The sequence below is a fragment of the Deferribacter thermophilus genome (assembly GCF_049472675.1).
GTDB lineage: Bacteria > Chrysiogenota > Deferribacteres > Deferribacterales > Deferribacteraceae > Deferribacter > Deferribacter thermophilus.
The window spans coordinates 186,085-210,847 of the sequence record NZ_JAPNXM010000004.1; the positions used below are offsets into that span (position 1 = coordinate 186,085).

Genomic DNA, 24,763 nt, shown 5'->3' on the forward strand with positions numbered 1-24,763 from the left:
GTTTATGGAACTGTTTTTAAATTTATTTATAACAGGTCTTGTTATAGGAAGTATTTATGCATTACTGGCACTGGGGTTTACTTTAATTTATAAAGCTACGGGGGTTGTGAATTTTGCTCAAGGTGAGTTGTTATTGATTGGTGGATATATATGTCTTTATTTTATAACCAGTTTTAAAGTTCCATTTATCCCTTCTTTTATATTAACCTTCTTGTTTATGTTTGCTTTTGGCTTTTTAATCGAAAGGATTTTTTTAAGAAGGATGATTGGAGAGCCTATAATTTCAATAATTATGTTAACTATTGGTCTATCTTCTTTGTTAAAATCAATTGTTCAGATTTTTTGGGGGACTGATACCAGAGTGTTTCCCCAGGTATTTTCATCAGAACCAGTGAATATTTTAGGAGTGAAAATAAGTCAGGTGTATATTTATTCTGTTTTGTTTGTTGCAATTTCTTTAGCTCTTTTCTCATTGTTTTTTAAAAAATCGAAATATGGGGTTGCAATGAGGGCAGTGGCAAGCGATCAGCAGGCAGCTCTTTCAATGGGGATAGAGATTAAAAAAGTTTTTGCTTTAGCATGGGCTATTGCTGCTGTGGTATCAGCCATTGGTGGTGTTTTTGTGGGAAATATTAATGGAGTAAATACCAATCTTTCTCAATTTGGATTAAAAGTTTTTCCTGCAGTGATATTAGGGGGGCTCGATAGTATTACTGGTGCAATTATTGGGGGAATAGTTATAGGAGTTTTGGAAAATCTCATTGGGGGATATGTTGATCCTTTGATTGGTGGTGGAGCTAAAGAGGTTTTCCCTTTTATATTTATGATTATTATTTTGATGATAAAACCTTATGGATTGTTTGGAACAGTTGAGGTAGAAAAGGTATGAATTATATTAATTGTGGCAATTATAAGACATCTTATAAAGATGACTTTGCTTTATACCAAACAACTTTTTCTAAATTAATGATTTATGGATTTACAATTTTGCTATTTTTTGTTCCTTTAGTTGCAAATGAGTATTTCCTTTATATTTTTAATTTAATTTTTATTTCTGTGATTGGTGCTGTTGGTCTAAATATTTTAACAGGTGCGACAGGCTTAATATCGCTTGGGCATGGAGCTTTCATTGGTGTGGGAGCCTATGCAGCTGGATATATATTTAATACACTTCATGTTAATTTTATTGTAGCTATCTTGTTTGGTGGCCTAATGACAGCTCTTGTTGGTAGTATTTTTGGTATTCCTTCTCTTAGATTAAAAGGGCTTTATTTATCAATTGCTACGCTAGCAGCTCAATTTATAATAGAATTTCTTTTTGTAAGGTTGGAATCTATTACTGGAGGGGTTACAGGTTTATCAGTAGATTATGCGTCATTTTTTGGGATAAGTATAGATAATGATTTTAAGTTTTATTATCTGGGACTTATTTTTTGTATAGTAATGACTTTATTTGCTACAAACATAATGAGAACAAAAATAGGGAGAGCGTTTTTAAGTATTAGAGATAATTATATCGCTGCAGAGGTAATGGGGGTTAATATTTTTCAGTATAAAATCCTTTCGTTTGCTATTAGTAGTTTTTACGCAGGGATTGCAGGTGGATTGTGGACTTTTTATACTACTATAATTACTCCTGAGCATTTTACCATTGGAGTATCAATACAATATCTTTCAATGATTATAATTGGCGGGTTAGGTAAAATATTGGGAAGTATTTTTGGTGCAATATTTATGACATTATTGCCAGAATCCATAAAATTTATTTCAGATTATTTTTCGCAGTTTTATCCAAATATTACACAGCTGTTTGCTTTTATCAGAGAGGGGGTTTTTGGGCTTGTAATAATTCTGTTTTTAATGTTTGAACCAGAAGGGCTTTATAGAAGGTGGAAGCTGATTAAAGCTTATTGGAAGCTTTGGCCATTTTCTTACTAATATAAAAATTTATGGAGGATGTCATGAGAAGATGTTTTTATGTAGCAATAATTATAGTATTTTTTGCAGCTTTTAGTTTTGCAAAAACAGTTAAAGTTGGGGCACTTGTTGATCTAACAGGACCAACTGCAGATGTGGGTAAGCCTTATGCTGATGGAATTAGGGATTGTGTTAGGTGGTTTAATGAAAATGGCGGGTTAAACGGTGATAAGATCGAGCTTGTTATGATTGACTACGGTTACAAAATACCTCAAGCTATTTCTGCTTATAAAAAATTTAAAAGGGAAAAAGTTGTGGCAATCCATGGCTGGGGCACGGGTGATACTGAAGCATTAACAAAATTTATTTCAAAAGATAAGATACCATATTTTAGTGCATCTTATTCTGAGCATCTTACAGATGCTAAGAAGAATCCATATAATTTTTTAGTAGGTGTAACATACTCTGATCAAGCTAGGATTGCATTAAAGTATATAAAGGAAAACGGGGCTAAAAAAACTGTAGCATTTATTTACAATGATACAGGATTTGGTAGATCACCATTTTTTCCTGACGGTGAAGAGTATGCTAAAAAAATAGGTGTTAAAGTTGTTGATAAAGAGGTTGTAGGATTAAAAGCGCTAGATGCTACAAGTCAGCTATTGAATATGTCGAAAAAAGATCCAGAATTTGCTTTAGTACAAGAAACTTATATGGCAACTTCAACTATATTAAAGGATGCTAAGAAACTTGGTATTAAAACAAAATTTATTGGTTTTAACTGGACTTTTGGAAAGACATTAATAAAATTGGCTGGAGATGCTGCAAATGGGTTCTTAGGCACAGTTCCTTTTGCTTTTTGGACAGATACTGATGTTAAAGGTGTTAAGCTACTTCATGAGCTCAATAAAAAATATCATCCAGATGTGACATATAGAGAAATTAATTATATCCAAGGTTTTAGCAGTATGTATGTTTTACTGTCAGGCCTTAAACTTGCAAATAAAAATTATTCTGGTGAAAACTTAAAAAGGGTTTATGAGTCAATGAGAAATTTTGACACAATGGGATTAACTGCTCCAGTTACATTTACTTCAGAAAGTCATAAGGGTGTAAGAGCATTAAGAATTTATCAAATAAAAAATGGCGAGATTAAACCATTAACAGATTATATTTCGGTGGAGTAAATGCTACAAGTTAATAATATCGAAGTAGTTTATAATGATGTTATTTTGGTTTTAAAAGGGTTATCATTAAAAGTTGAGGAGAGCAGCATAGTTGCTCTCCTCGGTTCTAATGGTGCTGGAAAATCAACAACACTAAAAGCTATATCTGGTTTGTTAAGACCTGACAATGGTGAGATTACTGATGGTGAGATTTATTTTAATGGTGAAAGAATAGATAAGAAAGATGCTGCTGAGATTGTGAAGCTTGGGATTTTTCAGGTAATGGAAGGTAGAAGAGTTTTTAAAGATTTAACCGTTGAAGAAAACTTGATAGCAGGTGCTTATACGCAAAAGGGTTCACATTATAAAGGGAATTTAGATAAAGTTTATACCTATTTTCCAAGACTAAAAGAGAGAAGAAAACAGTTAGCTGGATTTATGAGTGGTGGTGAGCAGCAAATGCTTGCAATTGGTAGAGCTTTAATGGCTAATCCAAAGATGATTTTGATGGATGAGCCAAGTTTGGGACTTAGCCCATTACTTGTAAAAGAGATATTTAAAATTATAGAAAAGTTGAACAAAGTGGATAAAACAGCTATACTATTAGTAGAACAGAATGCGAAAATGGCCTTATCTGTAGCTGATTACGGTTATATTATGGAAAATGGTAAAATAGTTTTGGAAGGAAGTTCGAAAGATTTGATGGATAATGATGATGTAAGGGAATTTTATCTTGGTATTGGTAGTAAAAAAAGTTTTAAGGATGTAAAGCATTACAGAAGGAGAAAAAGGTGGCTATCTTAGGTAATTTTGAAGAGACATTGTCTTTTTTAAAAAAGAATTCTAACCACCCATTTTTAAAATTTCAGCTTGATAGATCAGGTTTGATATTAGATGATATAAAAAATTATGATGATTTTAACAAAATTAAGCCAATTAATAGGAAGGATTTAGCTGATTTATCAAAAGATTTTAAAAATTTTCTTAGTTTATTTGAAGATTGCCCTCTTAGAATTTTTGAATCTCCAGGTGGGATTTTTAACTGTTTGTTTGATAGATACGACCAGTATAGGTTTTATAAGGCATTGGAAATATCGAGCTTTGGCCCCTGTGATATAATTATAAATACATTTTCTTATCATCTAACTCCTGCAGGTGAGATGTTTGAAGAAGCCTGTGAGAAGATTGGTGCTACAGTTTTTCCTTTAGGACCAACTAGTAGCGAAAAATGTGCTGATATAATAAAACATATCGATGCAACAGCTTTTATTGGGACAAAAACTTTTTTAAGAAAGGTATTAGAAATTTTAGGTGAAAATAATCCTTTGTTAAAGGCTTATTTAATTGCCGAAAAGATTACCGAAGCAGAGAGGAAATATTTAAGCGAAAAGTATAAAATCGATATATATCAAGGTTATGGGACTGCAGAAGTTGGTTTGATAGCAACAGAATGTGAGTATAAAGATGGGATGCATTTAGATAATGATTTATTTGTTGAAGTTCTCAGTGTTGATCACAGCTATCATGTAAAAGAGGGTGAGATTGGTGAGGTTTTAGTGACATTATTAAATCCAAAGTACCCTTTAATTAGATATGCAACAGGTGATTTGTCAAAATATACTTTGGAAAAATGTAAGTGTGATAGAGAGATACCTAGGTTGCTTGGAATATTTGGCAGAGTTGATAACTCGGTTAAAGTAAAAGGGGTTTTTGTTCATCAATGGGATTTTGATGAGTTTTGCAATAACCTTGGGGTAAATGGTAGGTTAGAGGTAGTTTTTAAAGATGGAGTTGATTCTTTAGTTTTGATTATTAATAAAAATGTACATGATGTATATGAAAAATTTAAAGAGAGATTTAAATTATCATTAAAGGATGTTAAAATTGATGAAGATATAAATAAAAATGAGATACTTGATAAGCGTGAGTATCTCAAAGAGAGGTAAACATGTTTGTCAAAGATTGGATGAAAAAGGATATAGTGACTGTTAATAAAAATGATACAATATTGGATGCGCTTCATCTTATGAGAGAACATGGGTTTAGAAGACTCCCTGTATTAGAAGGTGACAAATTGGTAGGAATAATAACTGAGAAAGATATTAAGGATTTTTCTCCATCTAAAGCAAGTACTTTGGATATATATGAGTTACATAATGTTTTGGCAAGATACGAAGTAAAAGATGCAATGACAATGGATGTGATAACTGTCTCTCCTGATGATCCCATTGAAAAGGCAGCCATTATTTTGAGAGATAAAAGGTTTGGCGGATTACCAGTTGTTGATGAAAATGGAAAGTTAGTAGGTTTAATAACAGCTGTTGATGTGTTTGATGTTTTTGTTGTGGCAATGGGGATAAGAGAAAAGGGTGTAAGAGTCAATATTTTGGTAGAGGATAGACCAGGAGCAATAGCTGTTTTAGCAAAAATTATTAAACAATTTGAGTTAAATATAATTAGCTTAGCAACATTCTATATAAAAGATAAACCAAATTTAAGAGATTTAGTAATTAGAATTAATGGGGATAATGATAAAATTAATAAGTGTATAGATGAAATAAAAAACAATGGTTTTGATGTTACGAGTGTATTGTGGATGGATGAAATTCAATAAGGGTTAAAGCATCTGATATTATTTTTAAATTCAGGTTTATTTTGTCTGCACATTTCTATCCTTTTACTACATCTATTATAAAAGATGCATTTATTATCATAAAGTGTTGAATTTTTTTCAATTTGACCAGGGATTGAGTATAAATATTCTGGTTTTTCTTCTATATTAGGGATACTTTTTCTCAGTGCAACAGTGTAGGGATGTTTTATTTTATTGTTTGTTATCTGGATATTAGAAAGTAGTTCCATTTCTTCTCCAGCGTATAAAATAAGAATTCTATCACAAATTTTTTCTAATAGTCCTAAATCATGAGAAATAAAGATGACTGTTAGATTTTTCTCTTTTTTTAATTTCATTATTAAATTAATTATTTTAGTTTGAGTTGTTATATCTAATGCAGTGGTAGGTTCATCAGCAATTAAAATCTTTGGATTGCTTGCTAAAGCTAATGCTATCATAACTCGTTGGTTCATACCACCACTAAGATTTAGTGGGTAGCTTTTTAACCTTTCTTTAGGAAAATCTATTTCCACTTGTTCCAATAAGGAAATGGCTATATCTTTTGCTATGTCTTTACTACAGTTTTGATGTAGCTGTATAGTTTCTATTAATTGTTCTCCAATTGTAAGCACTGGGTTAAGAGAGGCAGTAGGGTTTTGAAAAATCATTGATATTGTTTTACCCCTAATATTTTTGAAATCTTCAGGAGATTTTATTTCAGTATTATTTATTAACAGCTTATCATACTGGTATATCAAAGGTTTTTTTATTAAACCTAAAAGTGTTTTTGCTAAAATTGACTTTCCAGAGCCAGATTCACCAGCTATACCTAAAATTTCACCTTTTTGAATTTGTAGATTGACATTTCTAAGTATAATAAAATCTTCTTTAAGGTGTTTTACTTTTAAATTTTTTATTTTAATCATGATAAATTTTTAATTGAAAAAAAATATATTGTCTATATTTTTATAAAATGAATTTTTACTTTCAATTACTATCTATAAAAATAAAAAAGATGGTTCAATTTTAATGGAAAAACTTTTATTTCTTAATGATTTTTTCTGTAATAACAGATTATTTGATAAGTATTTTTTCTTTCTTAAAAATTACTTTAATGATGTATCTTACAATGAAAATAATTTGGAAAATTACGACTTTATAATATGTTTTGGTGGTGGATGTTTACTTGCTTTAGATAAATTATCATTATTGAAAAATAAAATAATCATTTTAATTACACCTTATTTGGATTTTGACTTATTTTTTGATCGTAATAGTGATATCGACAAATTGATAAGTTTGTATTCTGAAAAAACTGGCATTGATAAAGAATGTTTAAATAAAAACTTGAAATTTGATAACATAAAACCTGTTTTTCTTAATGAGCAGATTGTTAAAGATAATAAGATTTATATAATATATGGTGATAGTAACAAAATAATCCCTCTTGATTTTTGTTTAAAAATTGGGATGATATTGCACGGGGTTTCTTTCCACTTGATAGAAAATGCTGGGTATGCTCCATTTATAGACAACTATACAACTTTTAGAAAAATTTTAGAAGATGTGATTATCGATGAGAATATCGGAAGATAGTGTTTCTGTACTTTTAGAGAATATTAATATCGTAGATTTAGTATCAGAATATGTTGAATTAAAAAAAACTGGTAAAAATCATAGAGGATTATGCCCATTTCATAGTGAAAAAACACCATCTTTTTATGTATCTGAAGAAAAAGGTGTTTTTCATTGTTTTGGCTGTGGTGCTTCTGGTAATTCTATCTCTTTTGTTATGAAATATTTTGGATATGACTTTTTGGATGCTGTTTCTTTTCTATCAGAAAAATACGGTATCACTATTAACATAAATAGTGTAGCTACAAAATCTAGTTTTAATTTATATGAATTACATCATGAGTTGATGATCTTTTCAAAATCTAATTTGCTTATAAAGAAGAAGGAAAATATTTCTCTTAAATCCTTTTTAGATAAAAGGATGCTATCGGAAGAGCTTATAGATGAGTTTGATATAGGTTTTATTGACGATAACAACAAACTTAAAGAAATACTCAAAAAGTATAGTAGAGAAGATATTATTTCATCTGGGCTATTTTATGAAAAAGATGGTGAATATAATTTTAAATTAAGTGAAAGGTTGTTGTTTCCTATTAGGAACTTGAGAGGTAAAGTTGTTGGTTTTTCTGGTCGATCAATAGATGATAGAATGCCTAAATATATTAACTCACCAGAAAACCCTATTTTTTCAAAAAGACGAATATTATTTAACCTTGATAAAGCAAAAGATTTTTTATCTGATGATATAAGAGTTTTGTTTGTTGTAGAAGGTTATATGGATGTAATAAGGATGTGGCAAAATGGTATAAAAAATGTTGTTTCACCAATGGGGACAGCACTTACAGAGGATCATGTAAATTTACTTAAAAGGTACTCCGATGAAGTTATTTTATTGTTTGATGGGGATGATGCTGGTAAAAATGCTGCATTTAGGACATTAGATATTTTTCTAAAAGTTAGTTTTGTTCCAAATGTAGTATTTATGAAAAAAGGGGAGGATCCAGATAGTTTTTTAATAAAGTATGGTAGGGACAAATTTTTAGACTTGATGGAATCAAAGCATAACCTTCTTGATTTAATTATAAAATTGATGGTTAAAAAAAGCCGTGATAATCTGAATTTAAAAAATAAGTATTTGAGAAATTTACAAAATAAAATTTCCATTATTAACGATGAATTTTTAAAAGATGAATGTATCAATAAAATATCAAAAGCTTTTAATGTGGATTCAGAAATTTTAAAAAAGGGGGTTGATTTTTCTTTAGCAAAGAAAATTTTAAAAAGAAGTGATAGTAAAATTAAATATATATGTGAATATGATTTTATCGCTGCTTTGTTTAGTTTGCCTGAAGATGTTGTAGATAATCTGATTCATGATATGAAAGATGATTTTTTCTTTGATGAAAGGATGAGAAAAATTTTTCAAAAAATTGTTGAATTTTTAAATAAAAATGCTAACATTCAACTTCTTGTGGATGATTCAGAGGTGGGAGAATTATTATCCGAAATTTTATTAAAAGACGAATATGATGATAATTACTATAAAGCATTAGTGAATAAATATAAGATACATTTGAATTATTTAAAAAAGTTGAAAAAAGATAAGCAAAATATGTTGAAAAGTGCAAACACAGCTGAAGAAAAGACAAATTTAATCAAAGAAATAAATCAGTTGATAAAAAGACAAAAAGAGTTTGAGAAGAGATTATTGGAGGTTCAATCTATATGAGCAAAAAAATCAAGACTCCAGAAGTAAAGCAGTTAATAGCTCTTGGCAAAGAAAAAGGTTTTCTAACTGTTGATGAAATAAATGAGATATTACCTAAAGAAATTTTAACACCTGAATTTTTGGATGAAATTTTTATGCTGTTGGCTCAATTAAAAATAGATGTTATTGATAATAATAGTAAGAATGTTGTTATTAGTGATATAGATTTAGAAGAGGATGAAGAGTCTTTTGATTTAGAAGCTTCAGAATCTAGTGTAGTAGAAAGTGATGAGCGTGTCGGAATAGATGATCCAGTAAGGTTATATTTAAGAGAGATGGGCAATATACCTCTGCTTTCAAGAGAAGAGGAGGTTGAGGTAGCAAAAAGGATTGAGGAAGGTCAGAAAAAGGTTATCAGAAGTGTTTTGCTTTTCCCCACTACAGCTTCAGAGATAATGTCTATTGCTGAAAAGATTAATGATGGGACTTTGAGAATAAAAGATATTATTGATATTGGTGATGAGATAGATTTTGATGAAGAGGAATTTGAAGATATGGATGAGGATGAGATTCAGGTTTTAAAAGATGAAAAAGAAAATCAGGTTAAAGAAGATTTTTTAGAAATATTAAATGATATAGTTGCTAAATTAAAAGAGAATATCAAATTAACTAAAAAACTTAAATCAAAAAATATAAGTATTGATAATATATTAACTATTAAAGATCAAATTAATAAAACTGTAGATGAAATAACTGATAAACTTATGGAAATAAAAATAAATTACAAGAAAATTGTTGAAATTGCTAATGAGATTAAGAGAAGCTATGAGGAAATCTCAAACTGTGAAAATGATATAAAAAAGTTTTTAAACCTAATTGGCCTTAAAGATGTGAATGATTTATCAGATGTAAGTGAAGAAGAGGTTGACAAGTTAATAGAATCATCATCTTTTAATATTAGAGATAAAAGAATGCTTAAGGATAAATTTATATCTTTAAAATCTAAATTAGATGGATTTTATAAAAAGATAGGTTTTTCTAAAAATGAGTTAGAAGTTATTTATAATAGCCTTTTAGAAGGTGAGTATGAAGCTGAAAAGGCAAAATCTGAATTAATTGAGGCAAATTTGAGACTTGTTGTTAGTATTGCTAAAAAATATACAAATCGTGGTTTACAATTTTTAGATTTAATTCAAGAAGGGAATATCGGTTTGATGAAAGCTGTTGAAAAGTTTGAATACAGAAGAGGATACAAATTTTCAACCTATGCAACATGGTGGATTAGACAGTCAATAACTAGGGCTATTGCAGATCAGGCAAGGACTATTAGAATACCTGTGCATATGATAGAAACAATTAATAAAATGATAAGAACTATAAAACAGTTGCAGATTGAGCTTGGGAAAGAACCAACACCTGAAGAAATAGCTGAACGGATGGAAATACCTGTAGAAAAAGTTAAAAAAGTTTTGAAAATAGCAAAAGAACCAGTTTCTCTTGAAACCCCTATTGGTGAAGATGAGGATAGTAGCTTGGGCGATTTTATTGAGGATCAATCTGCAAAAAATCCACTTGATGAAGTGGTTTATCAGAAATTGAAAGAACATACCAGGACGATACTTGATACATTGACTCCAAGAGAAGCTAGCGTTTTAAGATTAAGGTTTGGTATTGATTGTGATTCTGATCATACATTAGAAGAAGTTGGTAGGAGATTTAATGTTACTCGTGAAAGGATTAGGCAGATAGAAGCTAAAGCGCTAAGAAAGTTGAGACATCCTACCAGAAGCAGAATCCTAAAAACTTTTTTGGAATAAATTTGTTGACAAAATAAAAAAAATTATTATTATAGCTTTCGCTTTTTACGGGCCAATAGCTCAGTCCGGTAGAGCCACCGGCTCATAACCGGTAGGTCCCAGGTTCAAGTCCTGGTTGGCCCATTTCTTTCTTGAGAGTTGGATGGAGATTAAAACTAAGGATATCATAAGATTCTTTGAAAACGATTTTTCTTATTTAAGCAGACAGTATGAGTGGGATACCAATGGAATTCAGATAATTGTCCATGATAACAATATATCAAAAATTGTGCTCTCTTTAGAGCCAACAATTGATGCAATAGAATTTGCAATAAAAGAGGGGTGTGAGTTGATGATAACTCATCACCCCCTTTTTTTTCGCCCTATTAAGAGGGTAGATATATATAATCCGATTGGTAAAAAGATAAGTTTATCTGTTTTGAATCAATTAAATATTCTGAGTTATCATACAGTTCTTGATAGGGCAGATTACAGCTTGAATGATTATATCGCTGATGTGGTTGGTGCTAAAGTTTTAAAGGGTTTTGCTGATCTTGAAAAAGAGAGTTTTTATAAGTTTGTTGTTTTTGTCCCTAAAGGTTATGAAAATAAAGTTATTGATGCTATTGATGCAGCTGGTGCAGGCAAAATAGGAAATTACTCAAAGTGCACTTTTTATACCGAAGGGACTGGAACTTTTTTACCAGAGGAGGGGACATCGCCTTTTTTAGGAAAGATTGGAAAACTTGAAGAAGCACATGAATATAGATTAGAAACCATAGTAAGAAAGAAAGATTTAGAAAAGGTTTTAAAATCTGTTCTTGCTGTTCATCCTTACGAAGAAGTGGCCTATGATATCTATAAATTGGAAATGGGGGAGGAATATTCTTTAGGTAGAGTTTGTGGCTTTGATAACGAAATTGATTTTACGCAGTTTTTAAAATTACTATCTGAAAAGTTTAATTTGAATAATATTTCACATAATAACTCTGGTGAAAATTTTAGTTTTGATAAATTTGCTGTTGTAACTGGAAGTGGTGCTACTTTTTGGAAAGAGTGTAAAAAACAAAATATAAAAGTGCTTTTGACAGGTGATATGAAATATCATGATGCTGTTGATGCCTATGAAAATGGTGTTGTTATTGTGGATATAGGGCATTATGAAAGCGAATCTATTTATATGAACTATTTAGCTAAATTATTAGAAGAAAAATTTAAAGTGAAAACAATTGTTTATAAAAGTAAATTAAAAATAAATCATTGGAGGCCAGATAATGCTTGAAGAATTGGTGGAATTAATTGAGTTGCAAAAGATCGATAATAGGATTGCTGAGTTAGAAACAGCATTGGCTAATATCCCTACTTATTTGAAAGAGAGTATGGAGCTTTTTGATACGCTTGAAAAAAAATATTTAGAAGCTAAGGCAGATTATGAAGCTAATCTACAGGAAAAAGAACAAGTCGAAAAAAGTTATAATGAGAACAAATCATTATTAGATAAAGCTCAGAAAAAACTTTCTACTGTTAAAAATAGTAAGGAGTATGAGGCTGTTTTAAAAGAGCTGGATATATTAAAGAAAAATGTAAATAATGAAGAGTATAAACTTCTTGAGTTAAATGATAAGATTGAAGAGTATGAAAAAAATATTGAAGAGTTGACATCAAAATATGAAGAAGCAAAGAAAAAACTTGAAGAAAATAAAGCTCGTAGGGATGAAGAGAATAAGGAGCTGGTCTCAGAGTTAAATGATTTAAAAGCTAAAAGGGAAGAACAAGTTAAGAAGATTAAAAAATCAATTTTATCAAAATATGAGAGGATAAGAAAGGCAAGGAACAATCTGGCAATTGTAAGAATAATTGATGAGACTTGTACAGGTTGTTATATGAAAGTACCTCCACAATTGTTTGTTGAGGTAAAGAAAAATACCCATATTCAACAATGTCCAAATTGCCAGAGATTTTTATACTATAAAGAAGATGAAGAAGAAAACAATTAAGATTTACACCGATGGTGCATCTAGTGGAAATCCAGGCCCATCTGGAATTGGCTTTGTAATTTATAATGAGAATGGTGAGAAATTAAAAGAGTATTCTGAATATATAGGATTAGCAACTAACAATATTGCAGAATATTCCGCATTGATTAGAGCATTGGAATTTTTAAAAGATAAGGAAAATCTAAAAATTAATATCTTTACAGATTCAGAGTTGTTAGTGAAACAGCTCAAAGGGTTGTATAAAGTAAAAAGTAAAAATTTAAAATATTTATACGAAAAAGTAATTAGTTTGTTAAGTTTGTTTGAATATGAATTACATCATATTCCGAGAGAGGAAAATAAAATTGCAGATAATTTAGCAAAAAAGGCTGTAGAATATGCTCGTAAAAGTGTTATTGATAAGTCAAAATAGGGATTTATTAAAAAGACTACATTCAGTATGTAATAAAAATAATTACTATTTTTTTAATCTTGATAGTTTAAGTGATGCTAAAAGGTTTTTGTTAAGAGAGGATATAACAGTTTGTTTTTTAACAGAGGAACTGATTGAAAATCCTATTTCTTTCATATCTTCTTTAAGGGAGTGTGGTTGTAATACATCTTTTATTTACCTTGGCCAAATTTCTAAAGATGAGATTAGGGTTTATTTAAAAGGAGGTTTTTTTGATTGTGTAGAGGTTGAGTCTGATGAAAATGAACTGAGTGAAATTATAATTGAAGCTATAGAAAATAAAATTAGTTATGAAAAAATTAGAGCACTTGCTAACAGTTTAACTGAGGCTAACAATAAATTATTGAGTAAAACTAAAGAGCTTGAAGTCGAAAAAAAACATTTGAGTGAAGTAATAGATATATTAAAGCTTGTTAATCATTTTATAAAAGAAATTAATCACCTTGATTTGAATAATTTAAACGAAGCTGTAAAAAGGTTTTTAGACAAAAGGATAAAGTCAAGCTACTTTTTTGTATTAAAATATTTTGAAAATAAAAAGGAGATATGTGCAACAAATATCCCAGAAAATATAATTGATTTCAAAGAGATTCTTAATAATGTTATCTTTTTTAAAAAGTGTAATAAAGAATTTAATTATAATTTTAAACTTGATGATAAGAATGTGGAATTTACTTGTTTTCCATTATATTTTAATCAAAATTATTATGGTCATATCTGTGTAGATAGTAAATTACAAGAGCATGATAAGCTTTATGTAGAATTATTAGCTGAACATTTATCTATGAAAATTTACAACCAAATGATAATTGAAAAGTTAAAAGAGGCCCAGGATAAAATTGCTGAAAATGAAAAGTTAAAAGCAATTTTTGCTTTAGCTGTTAGTCTAAATCATATAATTAATAATAACTTACTTGGGATTTCATTGAGTGTGGAGTATTTAAAGAAATTTTGTAATGATGAAAATTTGTCAAAATCTTTTGAAATTATTGATAAAAATATTAAAAATATCTCAGATGTTGTAAAAAAGCTTCAAGAGGTTAAGTCAATAGATTATCAAGAATATTTAGATGGTATAAAAATGATAAAATTTGATGAAGAAAAAGATTAAAGATTATCTTCTAATTTCCGAAATATATAATATGAAAAAATATTTGATAATATTCTTATTTTTGTTTTTAGTGTCTTGTAAAGAAGATAAAAAGGTTCTTCAAGATAATGCTACAAATAAACTTCCTATCAATCCTGTAGTAGAAATAAAGAAGGAAAATATATCAAAAGGTAATCAGCTTTTTTTAAATGGTAATTATAAAGAAGCTTTAGAATATTATGAAAGAGGGGTTACTGAAAATAAAGCGATTGCCTATTATAACATAGGTGTTAGTTATTATTTGTTAGGTGATTTAGAGAATGCTGAAAAATATTTTAGGTTAGCAATTGAAAATGATAAGGAATTTAAAGAGGCATATATTAACCTTGTAGCAGTTTTAATTGCTCAAGATAAGGTTGTGGAAGCTGAAAAGTTTATAAACATTATTGAAAAATATGATGATGTAAAAACATATATTAATTTAGCAAACTTATACCTTTTAAAAGGGGCTACTGCAAAGTCGTATTATTATTTTCAAAAGGCTATAGAAAAAGGTAAAGAAAACGACTTAGTTAAGTCAAGTTTTGGTAGTTTTTTAATAAGTATAAACGATATAGATAAGGGGCTAAATTATCTTTTGGAGGTAAAAAATAAAGGTTATGATGAGTATTATAATCTTGCCAAAGGTTATTTTTATAAGAGAGATTATAAAAAGTCTATAGATTTTGTAAAAAAGGCAATCGATATTAATAAAAGTGAAGAGGCTCTTAGGTTATTGGCTGATAATTATAATGCAGTAAATGATTATATTTTAGAGGCTTCTGTCCTATCAGAATTAATAGAAATTAGCAATAAGCCAGAATATCGCTTTAGATTTGCTTTGGCACTTTTTAAAAGTGGTGACTTTTCAAAAGCAAAAGAGGTGGTAACATCGTTGATTAACCAATTCCCTTATGAAGGGAAATATTATAAATTGAAGTATGATATTTTAATTAATGAACAAGATTATAATAATGCAAGGGAAATAATAAAGACAGCTTATAATAGAATTAGGACATCTTTTTTTAAGTATCTCTATGTTAAACATTTATTGTTATATTCAAATGATAAAAAATCTGCCTATCAGTTAATAAGAAAAAGTAGTTTCTCTGATGATTATGATAAATTAGCTCTTGCCTTATATTATGCTAAGACAAAAAGTTTCAATAAGATGAATGATATCTTAAATCAGATTAATAATAAAAACTCAGAATATTATTTAATCTATAGTTACTATTTATTAAGTAATCGTGATTTTGAAGAGGCGTTGAAATATATTGAAAAGATGGATAAGTTTGAAAATAGATACTATATATACAAATTTGTAGCTTTATGGAATTTGGGAAATTTGGATGAACTTATAGAGCTCTCTAAAAGCAGAATTGATAATATAAAGTATAATAGACAAAATCCTTCTATCAGTTTTACTTTAGCACCAAATCTGTATGACATCGGTTTTTTGTATAGATATGATGGAAAGTTTGAGGATGTTTTAAGACTGTTTTTGCCACCTTTGATTGTTGACCCAAATGAATCTGTTGAGTTTTTAGTTTTGGGTTATAAGTTGTTGCAGGATAATGAAAGTCTTAAAGCTATTAATGAGTTAAAAAAATCTGCTACATTTAGCAATGGTGTTTATTATAACAATAAAGGGGTAGAGTCATACTTAAATAAAAAGTATTTTGATGCTTTAACCAATTTTAAAAAGGCAGCAAGGTATCTAAAAAACAATCCTATAGTGAGTTATAATTTAGGCTTGAGTTATTTGTCTATTGGTGATTTGAAAAATGCTTTTAAGTATTTTGATAATTCATTGTTAAATAATAAGTTTATTTTATATTCTTATTTGGGTAAAGCCATTGTTTATTATTTAGAAGGGATGAATGATAGAGTAAGTAATCAATATGACTTGGCTATAAATAATTATGAAATGGCTAAGGAAAAAATTGATTATCCTCTCATATATAAATTTGCCAAACTTTTTGCTGAAATAGGTTTGGGAAAATATGATGAGGTTATTTTTGAAGTGGCTAATTCTAAAAATATTACTTTATTTGAGCAGTTAATAGGCAAATTGGCGTATTATTTTAAGGAAAATGAAAACAGTTTTGATAATGAAAAGTTTCTTGCCATTTCAAATTTTGATTGTTTTAACGATTTAATTAATAATAATTTTCAAATCAATGATAATAGAATCTGTAAACATTATAAAGCTTATGCCAAAATATTGTTAGGAGATATTGTAAATATTGAAAGTTTTTCCACTGATAAGTTTGAATTAGCTCAAAACATTATGTATTTACTATCAACAGGGCAGTATAATAATGCATTAAAAGGGATGTAAGCTCTTTCCAGAAAGGCTTTTAGTTTTGACAAATTATACGAGATAAGTTTTTACTATTTTCTATTAAGAAAAGATTTTATAAACGCTGAGGCATCTTATACAACTCTGGAAAAATTAAAGTACTCCAATCTTTATACAAATTATTATCGAATGCTATATTTTTTACTAAATTATAATGAAAAAAGGTTGATAAAGGAGATTAACAAATTTATAAAGGATTATCCTGTTGATTATAGAGGTTTGGTTGTGGATGCTTTATTCTCCTTTAAAAATAATAACTTGAAAAAGATTTTAGATGATTTAATATCAATAAGGAGTATATTGCCTGATTATAAAAAGAGATGGAGTCTGGAGATAGTTTTAAATGACATATAAGTATGATAAGAAAATATTTATTTTACTGATAATTTTATTAGTTTCAGCAATCTATTTTAGCATATCTCATATTTACTCAAATGGTAATGCTTACAAATTTATTATTTTGGGTGTATTGCTGATTTTTATAATATTTAATATTGTAAGCTTACTTAAAAAAAAGATTACAATAAATGATGATTATATTATTAACACTGCTCTTTTGGGTAAAAAGAAGATTTACTTTAATGATATCAAAGATGCTGTTTTTCTTTATTTAAAAGGGAGAACTATCTTGATTCTAAGTGATGATAATCAGTTCGTATTTATATCGTCTTTATTAGAAAATTTTGATAAAATAATTAATGAGATTTATCAAAAATCTCCTGGCGAAATTCAAAATAAATTATCTACCTTTGATATAAAGAAATACAAAAAATCTAGAGCACTATTTATCGGTTTTATTATTATTGCAATATGTTTTCTTATAATTTTTGGCACTTATAATTTTATAACATCCTAAAAAATCTTAATTTTAACTCTTTATTGTTAAAAAAGTATTTCTAAGTTATACTTTAAATATGAAAAGTTTAATTGCAGATATTGGTGCTTATGTAGTTAATTTTTTTAAATTTTTGATAGATTATTCTGCCTTTTCTTTTAGAATTCTTTCATCATTTTTGAGGTTTAACCTTTTTAATAAAGCTATTTTTACTGTTTTTATTAGGCAGGTCTATTTTACAGGAGTCCAAATACTACCTATATATATTTTTATTTCTTTAATTTTTGGTTTAGCTTTAGTGGGATTTTTGTCAAAACTTCTTATTGATTTGGGTATTTATAATGAGCTTGGCAAGATATTGGTGTTGCTTGTTATTAGGGAGCTTGGGCCACTTATTACAGTAATCTTACTTTCATTAAGATCTTCTACTGCGGTAGGTGCAGAGATAAGCGTAATGAAGCTTAGCAATGAGATAGAAACATTAAACTTTTTTGGTATAGATCCATTAAAATATCTATTTTTGCCAAGAGTTTTGGCCGGTTTGGTATGTATGGTGGCTCTTTCTATCTTTTTTTCAGTTATTACTATTTCGGGAGGTTATTTATTGATAAGTTTTAATGTCGGGGTGACTTTTGATTATCTTATAAAGTTGATTTTTGATTATATATCGCTTTCTGATATTGGTGCATTTTTTTATAAGACTTTTTTGTTTGGATTTTTTTTAATGAGTATACCTATTTATAGTGCATTGATGGTTAAAAAAGCTAATACAGAAATCCCTATATCTTTATTAAAAGGTATGATGCGTTTATTTTTTGCTATTTTGTTTGTAGAGCTGACAGGTGCAATTATATGATAGCTGTTTTTACAAATATCGATGAAAAAGAATTGCTACAGCAGATAAAAAGTTATAATAATATCAAAATAGCTGTTGTATCAGATTATTTACCACTTATTTCAAATCTAAATCTAATAGAAAATATAGAGTTGATTGTAAATTATCACAATATAGGGGTTAGTTTACATGAAATAGAAAATGACTTAAAAAAGTTTGATTTATTGAATAAAAAATTTTACAGGAAAGATTCTCTGTCAATGTTAGATATATTTTATGTTAAGTATTTGATGTGTAAATATTATAATGCAGAAATGACAATCTTTATTAATCAATTTCACCATTTTTCAAAGTGTCGCAATGAATATTATAATTTTTTTAAGGAGAATTCTAATGAAAAATCTGTTATAATAGAAAGGGATGTGTATAAAAAACTATTAAGTGAAAATTTAATCTTTGAAGAGATGGATTTGGATGTATGGCTGAAAAACAGTTTAAAAATATAGAATTCAAAGTGGGGTTATTTGTTTTCACCGCTATTATTCTAGCAATATTCATAGTTGTTTTTTTAGCAATTCAAAAGAATGTTTTTACTAAAATGATACGAGTTGTAGTGTTAGCTGATAGTGGAGATGGACTGATTAAAGGGATGCCTGTTTTATATTCAGGTTTTCAGATTGCAAAGGTTGATGATCTTGTTTTAAGAGATGATGGTAAAGTGGAAATCAAAATTAAAATCCCTGTAAGATATGCGAAATGGATAAAGAAAGATTCTATTGTAAAATTGAGCTCTAAAAATTTCATTAGTTCCTCTGTTTTGGTGTTTGAAAGTGGAAAAGGGGAAGAAATTGATAATGGGTATGTATTTGTTCTAAAAAGGGATAAAGGGGTCGAAGAATTAATTGCTGAAGTCAAACCGATATTAAAAGATGCTAAGGTCATAGTAAACAATCTAAAAGTTATAAGCTCTCAATTAGTTGATATAATGCCTGATATTAAAAGGTTGAGTACAGGATTAGGCGATTTGGGTGATGATTTGCATAATAAAAAAGGTAGTATTGGTACATTAAGTAGAGGTGATTATTTAATAGATAAAATCGATACTTTAACAGATAATTTACAACATATTAGTAAAAAAGTAGATTTTATATTGACTAAAGTAGAAAATAGAGTTGATGAAACAGCAAAATCGATTGAGTTAACAAATAAACTGTTAGAAAGCAGTAATAAATTAGTCCTAAATATCGACAAAAAAGTAGATAATACAGATAAAATTTTAAATGAAAGCTCAAAATTAGTTAGAAATTTGAGGTTGATGAGTGATAACTTTTCAAATTATTTGGATGAGTTAGATTATTTGCTTTTAAATACTAATATGCTTTTATTGAATATGCAGAGTAGATGGCCTTTTAATCCCCCAGAAAATAGCAAATCACATCAAAGGATTAAATTACCATGAGGGTATATATTTTTATATTAATATTTATTATTTTAGGTTGTTCTACAAAAACGGTATTGCCGGAGTACTTTAGAATAGGTGAGTCATATTTTAATAACTATGTCAAAACATATTTGAAAAATGAAAAAAAACTAGCAGATAAATATTTTACTAAGGCAGTTGCAGAGTTTAAAAAGTCTGATGATATGTGTAATACTGCAACCCTTTATCTTAAAAAATATTTTTTAGAAGAAGAGCTGTCTTTTAATATTTCGTCATACTTAACAGCCGCAAAATATTATGCAAAAATAGGAGAATGTGATGATTTAGTAGCTATAATAAAGTTTTACGAACTTAATAATGGCTTTGATATTTCAAAAATAAAAGATCCTTTTTATAAACAATATTTTCTTTTTATCTCAAAAGGGGAATATGAAGATTTAATTAAAGATCTAAAAAATTATTCTGATTATGTGAATTCAAAGGTTTATAGACTTATTTCATTAGAGCATTTGCATAAAGGTAATAATGATTTAGCTGAAAAATTTATAAACAATGCTTATCAAATAGATAAATCAAACAGTTATACTCTTTATTTATTACAAGATTTAAGAGTGAAGTATAATATTTGTGTGAAGAAGAAAGCTAATTGTATGTATTTAATGCAAAGGATCAAAGAGCTTGAAGATGTGATTAAAAATTAATCAAGAGATGATTAAAAAAACATCAATATTTTTTTCAAATAGTTTATTTTTAAAGGTTGGACTGTTATATTTTATGGCATAAAAATTGATAAATAAAAAATGGCTAAAGGAGGAGTGATGAAGAAAATTGAAGCTATAATCAAACCTTTTAAATTGGATGATGTAAAGGAGAAATTGAGTGAATTAGGGATTAAAGGTTTAACAATTACAGAGGTAAAAGGTTTTGGTAGGCAAAAGGGGCACACAGAGCTTTATAGAGGCGCTGAGTATGTAATCGATTTTATACCAAAAATTAAAATTGAGGTGGTTGTGCCTGATGATATTGTACAAAATGTGGTTGAAGCAATAGTAGAATCAGCCAAAACAGGCAGAATTGGGGATGGCAAAGTATTCATCTTACCTGTTGATGAAGCTGTTCGTATAAGAACAGGGGAAACTGGAGAAAATGCATTATAACATAAATAAGGAGGAAGTTTTATGACTGCAAAAGAAGTTTTAAAATTAATTGAAGATGAAGGAATTAAAATAATTGATTTAAGGTTTATGGATTTTATAGGGCTGTGGCAGCACTGTTCATATCCAGCTCATGAATTTAATGAGGATGCTTTTGAAGAAGGGCTAGGTTTTGATGGCTCAAGTATTAGGGGGTGGAGTTCTATTGATGCGAGTGATATGGTTTTGATACCAGATCCATCTACTGCAAAGATAGACCCTTTTAGTGAAATTCCAACATTGATAATGATATGTAATGTCTTTGATCCTATTACAAAAGAGCCATACACAAGGGATCCAAGACATATTGCTTTAAAAGCGATAAATTATTTAAAGAGTACAGGGATAGCTGATACTGCTTATTTTGGACCAGAAGCTGAGTTTTTTATTTTTGATAACATTCAATATGCATATAATAGTAATGAAGCGTTTTTTTATTTTGATTCTGTTGAAGGTTTCTGGAACACTGGTAGAGATGAAATGCCAAATCTTGGTTATAAAATTAGACACAAAGAGGGGTATTTCCCTGTTCCCCCACATGATTCTTTGATGGATTTAAGAAATGAAATGGTAATTATGATGGAAAAAATGGGGATTACAGTTGAGGCTCATCACCATGAAGTTGCAACGGCAGGTCAGTGTGAAATCGATATTAAGTATGCTCCACTTGTAGAGCAAGCAGATAATTTATTGCTTTATAAATATATTGTGAAAAATGTAGCAAGAAGACATGGTAAAACAGCTACATTTATGCCTAAACCTATGTATGGTGATAATGGTAGCGGTATGCACTGTCACCAGTCTTTATGGAAAGATGGTCAGCCACTTTTTGCAGGTGATGAGTATGCTGGGTTAAGTGAGCTTGCTCTTTATTATATCGGTGGAATTATAAAGCATGCCAGAGCCATAGCTGCATTTACTAATCCAACTACAAATTCTTATAAAAGATTAGTTCCTGGATTTGAAGCACCAGTTAATTTAGCTTATTCCTCAAGAAACAGAAGTGCTTCTATAAGAATACCAATGTATTCTTCTTCACCAAAAGCAAAAAGGATAGAAGTGAGATTTCCTGATCCATCATGTAACCCATATCTTGCTTTTACTGCAATGCTTATGGCTGGGCTTGATGGTATTGAAAATAAGATTGACCCAGGCGAGCCAATGGATAAAAATTTATACGATCTTGATCCAATAGAGCTTTCAAACATTCCTCAAATGCCAGCATCACTTGATGAGGCATTAAATGAGCTTGAGAAAGATCATGAATTTTTACTCAAAGGTGATGTATTTACAGAGGATGTTATTTCTACTTGGATAGAATATAAGAGGGAAAATGAAACTTCTGCTGTAAATAGCAGACCTCACCCATACGAATTTATACTCTATTTTGATAATTAAAGATAATTGGCGCCATTTTAGGCGCCTTTCTTTATATGAAAGTTGTAGTTATAAACGAAAATTATGTAGATAAATCAGGTTTGGTAGCAGAGCATGGGCTCTCTTTATTATTGGAAATAGAAGATAAAGTTTTGCTATTTGATACTGGTCAATCTGTTTCTCTCGAAAATAATCTTAGAATTTTAAATCCAAAGTGTAATAAAATTGATTATATAATTTTAAGTCATGGGCATTATGATCATACAGGTGGTTTATATAAAAATAGATATTATTTAAAAGACTTATGTAACAAGGTGATAGCTTCTAAATATGTATTTGATAAACATTTAAGAAAGACTGAAAATAATTATGATTTTATTGGATTTAAAGATAATGTGAAAGAAGATTTTGAATTTTTATTTGTGGAAGATAGTTGTCAGTTGTCAGAAAATATTTTTATTTATGGCAATATCAAAAGGTTTGAAGATTTTTTAGCTGATAAAAGGTTTTTTTGTGAGATAGATAATAAAATTGTTAAAGATCCATTTAGAGATGAGTTATATCTATTAATTAAAGATGGTGGCAAAAATATATTAATTACGGGCTGTTCACATGCAGGCATTATGAACATAGTAAAAGATTGTTTTGAAAGGGCTGGTATCGATAGGCTTGACTATTTGATAGGTGGTATGCATCTTTTTAGATCAGATTTAAGTTATGTTGAAAAAGTTGGAAATTTTTTACAGGATGAAGCAAAAGTCGAAAATGTTATTACAGGCCATTGCACAGGACTTGATAATTATTACTATTTAAAAAATAATTTTCATATTAACTTATCTTATTTAAAAACTGGTGAGCAGTTTATCCTCTGACTAATTTTAAAAAATTATCAAAAATTTCCTTTTGAAAATCGGCTGGGCAGCCGGTAGAACCGATATCGATGCCAAATTTGTTTATGCCGTGAAAGTCGCTACCTGCTGATATTAAAAAGTTGTATTTTTTTGCTATTTCTAAAAATAGTTTTGCATCATCTTCTGTGTGTAGAGAGCAAAAGACCTCTATTCCATCAAGTCCGATATCTTTTAATTTTTTTAGAAAAGGCTCATATTCATCATTATTAAGATTTAGTGATATTGGATGAGCCATTATTGCTATTCCATTTGCAGAGTGAATAATTTCAATTGCCTCATCTATTTTTAGTCTTTTTTTTGCAATATAAAGTGGGCACCCTTTCCCAAGATATTTATCAAAGGCTTCTTGTGTAGTTTTTACTACACCTTTGTCTACTAAAAATTTTGCGATATGTGGTCTTCCAAGCTCACCATCTGTGTTTGATTTTAGCTCTTTTTCGTCTACTTTTAAATTAAAATGTTTTTCGATAAGTTTTAACAATTTTTTGTTTCGCTCTTTTCTGTATTCAATAAGTTTATCAAGTGTGTTTTTTAGTTTTTCATTTTTGTGGTTTATTAATAAGCCTACAAGGTGAAAAGTCCCGGGGTTATAATCGATACTTATTTCGACACCTGGTATTTTGATAATATGGGTATCAACAGATAAAAAGTTATCAATCCCATTTACAGTGTCGTGATCGGTAAGAGCAAGCATTTTGATGTTTTTGCACTCAGCGAGTCTGATTAGCTCTTCAGGCGTAAGCGTTCCATCAGAAAATGTAGAGTGTGTATGTAAGTCAATCATACTGATTTTATATTAGAAAAAATAAATTTATTCAAATAAAAAAAGCGGCTCCTAAGAGCCGCCTTTAAAGTTGTTAAAATTTATAAGTTACATTTACACCAAAAATATGAGCTTTAACATCTTTGAATTCACCAGTCATAGGATAATAAGTGTAATAGCTAATTGGATTTGAGGTTTTTCCAACTTCATTATCAAAGTCTCTACCTTCATCATCAAGATAATTATAAGCAAAATCAAATGTCCAATGTGTAAAGTTTAAACCAAAACCAAGAGCATAAAGCCATCTATCACCTGATGGTACCAAAGGATCTACAGTTTCATCAGGTATTGGTGAATAATCTCTAATAATACCTGCTCTAAGAGCTAAAATATCGTTTACCTTATATTGTACACCAAATCTTATTGCCCATACATCATTCCAACCTTTATCTTTAACAATTTGGTCACCAAAATTACCAGATAGCATATCAGATTCATAATCAACTTTAAGTTCATCATATGATGACCAACCTGTCCACTGTCCATCAAGTTCGAAAGTAAATTTACCTAATTGATAAGAAGTCCCTATATAAAATATATCAGGTAATGTTATAAAGGCTATTGCATAATTTCTATGTTTTTCAATTTTCATCATTTTTCTTAAATTTTGCTCAATTTTCTACTCAATTT

General features: G+C 29.0%; 26 protein-coding genes and 1 tRNA gene. 24 read left to right on the plus strand and 3 right to left on the minus strand.

Annotated elements, in window-relative coordinates:
• Positions 1–4: 4 nt before the first annotated feature.
• Genes OWM07_RS05505 through OWM07_RS05530 form a run of 6 tightly spaced genes read left to right on the plus strand, consistent with a single transcriptional unit; the run spans position 5 to position 5,697 of the window.
• Complete coding sequence (locus tag OWM07_RS05505; protein WP_423302669.1) at positions 5–889, plus strand: branched-chain amino acid ABC transporter permease; 885 nt, start codon at positions 5–7, stop codon at positions 887–889.
• A complete protein-coding gene (locus OWM07_RS05510; protein ID WP_423302670.1) occupies positions 886–1,938 on the plus strand; it encodes a branched-chain amino acid ABC transporter permease in 1,053 nt (350 codons plus the stop codon). Before OWM07_RS05505 ends, OWM07_RS05510 begins: the two co-directional genes overlap by 4 nt.
• 23 nt (positions 1,939–1,961) lie before the next feature.
• Positions 1,962–3,104 (plus strand): ABC transporter substrate-binding protein, encoded by a 1,143-nt coding sequence (locus OWM07_RS05515; RefSeq protein WP_423302671.1) that lies wholly within the window; start codon positions 1,962–1,964, stop codon positions 3,102–3,104.
• Positions 3,105–3,887 (plus strand): ABC transporter ATP-binding protein, encoded by a 783-nt coding sequence (locus tag OWM07_RS05520; protein WP_423302672.1) that lies wholly within the window; start codon positions 3,105–3,107, stop codon positions 3,885–3,887. It begins immediately after the preceding gene.
• Positions 3,875–5,029: a phenylacetate--CoA ligase family protein gene (locus OWM07_RS05525; RefSeq protein ID WP_423302673.1), complete on the plus strand. Its 1,155-nt coding sequence runs from the start codon at positions 3,875–3,877 to the stop codon at positions 5,027–5,029. The genes OWM07_RS05520 and OWM07_RS05525 overlap by 13 nt, the downstream gene beginning before the upstream one ends.
• Positions 5,030–5,031: 2 nt before the next feature.
• On the plus strand, positions 5,032–5,697 hold the full coding sequence (locus OWM07_RS05530; protein ID WP_423302674.1) for a CBS and ACT domain-containing protein: 666 nt from the start codon (positions 5,032–5,034) through the stop codon (positions 5,695–5,697).
• Here the strand turns inward: OWM07_RS05530 and OWM07_RS05535 are convergent.
• Positions 5,691–6,623: an ABC transporter ATP-binding protein gene (locus OWM07_RS05535; protein ID WP_423302675.1), complete on the minus strand. Its 933-nt coding sequence runs from the start codon at positions 6,621–6,623 to the stop codon at positions 5,691–5,693. The two genes, OWM07_RS05530 and OWM07_RS05535, sit on opposite strands and share 7 nt — an antisense overlap.
• 103 nt (positions 6,624–6,726) lie before the next feature.
• Here OWM07_RS05535 and OWM07_RS05540 point away from each other — a divergent pair, with 103 nt between their 5' ends.
• The 18 genes from OWM07_RS05540 to OWM07_RS05625 all read left to right on the plus strand — a co-directional run bounded on the left by OWM07_RS05540 (position 6,727) and on the right by OWM07_RS05625 (position 23,271).
• A complete protein-coding gene (locus OWM07_RS05540; RefSeq protein WP_423302676.1) occupies positions 6,727–7,293 on the plus strand; it encodes a hypothetical protein in 567 nt (188 codons plus the stop codon).
• On the plus strand, positions 7,274–9,001 hold the full coding sequence (gene dnaG / locus OWM07_RS05545) for a DNA primase (protein ID WP_423302677.1): 1,728 nt from the start codon (positions 7,274–7,276) through the stop codon (positions 8,999–9,001). Before OWM07_RS05540 ends, dnaG begins: the two co-directional genes overlap by 20 nt.
• Positions 8,998–10,797, plus strand: coding sequence for an RNA polymerase sigma factor RpoD (gene rpoD, locus OWM07_RS05550; protein ID WP_423302678.1), 1,800 nt, complete (start codon positions 8,998–9,000; stop codon positions 10,795–10,797). Before dnaG ends, rpoD begins: the two co-directional genes overlap by 4 nt.
• Positions 10,798–10,846: 49 nt before the next feature.
• Positions 10,847–10,920 (plus strand) — tRNA-Ile (locus OWM07_RS05555).
• 19 nt (positions 10,921–10,939) lie between these two features.
• The gene (locus OWM07_RS05560; RefSeq protein ID WP_423302679.1) at positions 10,940–12,058 is read left to right on the plus strand and encodes a Nif3-like dinuclear metal center hexameric protein; all 1,119 of its coding nucleotides are present in this window, start codon (positions 10,940–10,942) and stop codon (positions 12,056–12,058) included.
• Positions 12,051–12,773 (plus strand): zinc ribbon domain-containing protein, encoded by a 723-nt coding sequence (locus OWM07_RS05565; RefSeq protein WP_423302680.1) that lies wholly within the window; start codon positions 12,051–12,053, stop codon positions 12,771–12,773. The genes OWM07_RS05560 and OWM07_RS05565 overlap by 8 nt, the downstream gene beginning before the upstream one ends.
• Positions 12,754–13,185, plus strand: a complete 432-nt coding sequence (locus tag OWM07_RS05570; RefSeq protein WP_423302681.1) for a ribonuclease HI family protein — start codon at positions 12,754–12,756, stop codon at positions 13,183–13,185. Before OWM07_RS05565 ends, OWM07_RS05570 begins: the two co-directional genes overlap by 20 nt.
• Positions 13,151–14,335 (plus strand): sensor histidine kinase, encoded by a 1,185-nt coding sequence (locus OWM07_RS05575; protein ID WP_423302682.1) that lies wholly within the window; start codon positions 13,151–13,153, stop codon positions 14,333–14,335. Before OWM07_RS05570 ends, OWM07_RS05575 begins: the two co-directional genes overlap by 35 nt.
• Entirely contained in the window at positions 14,319–16,697 is a 2,379-nt protein-coding gene (locus OWM07_RS05580; protein ID WP_423302683.1) for a tetratricopeptide repeat protein, read from the plus strand. The genes OWM07_RS05575 and OWM07_RS05580 overlap by 17 nt, the downstream gene beginning before the upstream one ends.
• A 150-nt stretch (positions 16,698–16,847) precedes the next feature.
• Complete coding sequence (locus tag OWM07_RS05585) at positions 16,848–17,072, plus strand: nucleoside/nucleotide kinase family protein (RefSeq protein ID WP_423302684.1); 225 nt, start codon at positions 16,848–16,850, stop codon at positions 17,070–17,072.
• A complete protein-coding gene (locus OWM07_RS05590) occupies positions 17,062–17,574 on the plus strand; it encodes a hypothetical protein (protein ID WP_423302685.1) in 513 nt (170 codons plus the stop codon). Before OWM07_RS05585 ends, OWM07_RS05590 begins: the two co-directional genes overlap by 11 nt.
• Before the next feature lie 58 nt (positions 17,575–17,632).
• On the plus strand, positions 17,633–18,409 hold the full coding sequence (locus tag OWM07_RS05595; protein WP_423302686.1) for an MlaE family ABC transporter permease: 777 nt from the start codon (positions 17,633–17,635) through the stop codon (positions 18,407–18,409).
• Positions 18,406–18,894 carry a hypothetical protein gene (locus tag OWM07_RS05600; protein ID WP_423302687.1) on the plus strand — a complete coding sequence of 163 codons (489 nt, stop codon included), beginning with the start codon at positions 18,406–18,408 and terminating at the stop codon, positions 18,892–18,894. Before OWM07_RS05595 ends, OWM07_RS05600 begins: the two co-directional genes overlap by 4 nt.
• Complete coding sequence (locus tag OWM07_RS05605; protein WP_423302688.1) at positions 18,867–19,847, plus strand: MlaD family protein; 981 nt, start codon at positions 18,867–18,869, stop codon at positions 19,845–19,847. Before OWM07_RS05600 ends, OWM07_RS05605 begins: the two co-directional genes overlap by 28 nt.
• A complete protein-coding gene (locus OWM07_RS05610) occupies positions 19,844–20,530 on the plus strand; it encodes a hypothetical protein (RefSeq protein WP_423302689.1) in 687 nt (228 codons plus the stop codon). Before OWM07_RS05605 ends, OWM07_RS05610 begins: the two co-directional genes overlap by 4 nt.
• Before the next feature lie 117 nt (positions 20,531–20,647).
• The gene (locus OWM07_RS05615; protein ID WP_423302690.1) at positions 20,648–20,986 is read left to right on the plus strand and encodes a P-II family nitrogen regulator; all 339 of its coding nucleotides are present in this window, start codon (positions 20,648–20,650) and stop codon (positions 20,984–20,986) included.
• Between the two features lie 21 nt (positions 20,987–21,007).
• On the plus strand, positions 21,008–22,420 hold the full coding sequence (gene glnA, locus OWM07_RS05620; RefSeq protein WP_423302691.1) for a type I glutamate--ammonia ligase: 1,413 nt from the start codon (positions 21,008–21,010) through the stop codon (positions 22,418–22,420).
• A gap of 35 nt (positions 22,421–22,455) precedes the next feature.
• Positions 22,456–23,271 carry an MBL fold metallo-hydrolase gene (locus OWM07_RS05625; protein WP_423302692.1) on the plus strand — a complete coding sequence of 272 codons (816 nt, stop codon included), beginning with the start codon at positions 22,456–22,458 and terminating at the stop codon, positions 23,269–23,271.
• On the opposite strand, the gene OWM07_RS05630 is transcribed toward OWM07_RS05625, so the two are convergent.
• The gene (locus OWM07_RS05630) at positions 23,261–24,094 is read right to left on the minus strand and encodes a PHP domain-containing protein (RefSeq protein ID WP_423302693.1); all 834 of its coding nucleotides are present in this window, start codon (positions 24,092–24,094) and stop codon (positions 23,261–23,263) included. The genes OWM07_RS05625 and OWM07_RS05630 overlap by 11 nt on opposite strands.
• Positions 24,095–24,167: 73 nt before the next feature.
• Entirely contained in the window at positions 24,168–24,725 is a 558-nt protein-coding gene (locus tag OWM07_RS05635; protein ID WP_423302694.1) for an OmpP1/FadL family transporter, read from the minus strand.
• Positions 24,726–24,763: the final 38 nt, after the last annotated feature.

What these genes read in the sequence shown, in the direction of transcription:
- OWM07_RS05530 (WP_423302674.1), top strand. Translation starts at nt 5,032, where the DNA reads ATGTTTGTCAAAGATTGGATGAAAAAGGATATAGTGACTGTTAATAAA.
- OWM07_RS05580 (WP_423302683.1), top strand. Translation starts at nt 14,319, where the DNA reads ATGAAGAAAAAGATTAAAGATTATCTTCTAATTTCCGAAATATATAAT.
- OWM07_RS05570 (WP_423302681.1), top strand. Translation starts at nt 12,754, where the DNA reads ATGAAGAAGAAAACAATTAAGATTTACACCGATGGTGCATCTAGTGGA.
- OWM07_RS05505 (WP_423302669.1), top strand. Translation starts at nt 5, where the DNA reads ATGGAACTGTTTTTAAATTTATTTATAACAGGTCTTGTTATAGGAAGT.
- OWM07_RS05635 (WP_423302694.1), bottom strand. Translation starts at nt 24,725, where the DNA reads ATGAAAATTGAAAAACATAGAAATTATGCAATAGCCTTTATAACATTA.
- OWM07_RS05510 (WP_423302670.1), top strand. Translation starts at nt 886, where the DNA reads ATGAATTATATTAATTGTGGCAATTATAAGACATCTTATAAAGATGAC.
- OWM07_RS05515 (WP_423302671.1), top strand. Translation starts at nt 1,962, where the DNA reads ATGAGAAGATGTTTTTATGTAGCAATAATTATAGTATTTTTTGCAGCT.
- OWM07_RS05560 (WP_423302679.1), top strand. Translation starts at nt 10,940, where the DNA reads ATGGAGATTAAAACTAAGGATATCATAAGATTCTTTGAAAACGATTTT.
- dnaG (WP_423302677.1), top strand. Translation starts at nt 7,274, where the DNA reads ATGAGAATATCGGAAGATAGTGTTTCTGTACTTTTAGAGAATATTAAT.
- OWM07_RS05630 (WP_423302693.1), bottom strand. Translation starts at nt 24,094, where the DNA reads ATGATTGACTTACATACACACTCTACATTTTCTGATGGAACGCTTACG.
- OWM07_RS05605 (WP_423302688.1), top strand. Translation starts at nt 18,867, where the DNA reads ATGGCTGAAAAACAGTTTAAAAATATAGAATTCAAAGTGGGGTTATTT.
- OWM07_RS05585 (WP_423302684.1), top strand. Translation starts at nt 16,848, where the DNA reads ATGCTATATTTTTTACTAAATTATAATGAAAAAAGGTTGATAAAGGAG.
- glnA (WP_423302691.1), top strand. Translation starts at nt 21,008, where the DNA reads ATGACTGCAAAAGAAGTTTTAAAATTAATTGAAGATGAAGGAATTAAA.
- OWM07_RS05540 (WP_423302676.1), top strand. Translation starts at nt 6,727, where the DNA reads ATGGAAAAACTTTTATTTCTTAATGATTTTTTCTGTAATAACAGATTA.
- OWM07_RS05565 (WP_423302680.1), top strand. Translation starts at nt 12,051, where the DNA reads ATGCTTGAAGAATTGGTGGAATTAATTGAGTTGCAAAAGATCGATAAT.
- OWM07_RS05595 (WP_423302686.1), top strand. Translation starts at nt 17,633, where the DNA reads ATGAAAAGTTTAATTGCAGATATTGGTGCTTATGTAGTTAATTTTTTT.
- OWM07_RS05615 (WP_423302690.1), top strand. Translation starts at nt 20,648, where the DNA reads ATGAAGAAAATTGAAGCTATAATCAAACCTTTTAAATTGGATGATGTA.
- OWM07_RS05575 (WP_423302682.1), top strand. Translation starts at nt 13,151, where the DNA reads ATGCTCGTAAAAGTGTTATTGATAAGTCAAAATAGGGATTTATTAAAA.
- OWM07_RS05600 (WP_423302687.1), top strand. Translation starts at nt 18,406, where the DNA reads ATGATAGCTGTTTTTACAAATATCGATGAAAAAGAATTGCTACAGCAG.
- OWM07_RS05590 (WP_423302685.1), top strand. Translation starts at nt 17,062, where the DNA reads ATGACATATAAGTATGATAAGAAAATATTTATTTTACTGATAATTTTA.
- OWM07_RS05520 (WP_423302672.1), top strand. Translation starts at nt 3,105, where the DNA reads ATGCTACAAGTTAATAATATCGAAGTAGTTTATAATGATGTTATTTTG.
- OWM07_RS05625 (WP_423302692.1), top strand. Translation starts at nt 22,456, where the DNA reads ATGAAAGTTGTAGTTATAAACGAAAATTATGTAGATAAATCAGGTTTG.
- OWM07_RS05610 (WP_423302689.1), top strand. Translation starts at nt 19,844, where the DNA reads ATGAGGGTATATATTTTTATATTAATATTTATTATTTTAGGTTGTTCT.
- OWM07_RS05535 (WP_423302675.1), bottom strand. Translation starts at nt 6,623, where the DNA reads ATGATTAAAATAAAAAATTTAAAAGTAAAACACCTTAAAGAAGATTTT.
- rpoD (WP_423302678.1), top strand. Translation starts at nt 8,998, where the DNA reads ATGAGCAAAAAAATCAAGACTCCAGAAGTAAAGCAGTTAATAGCTCTT.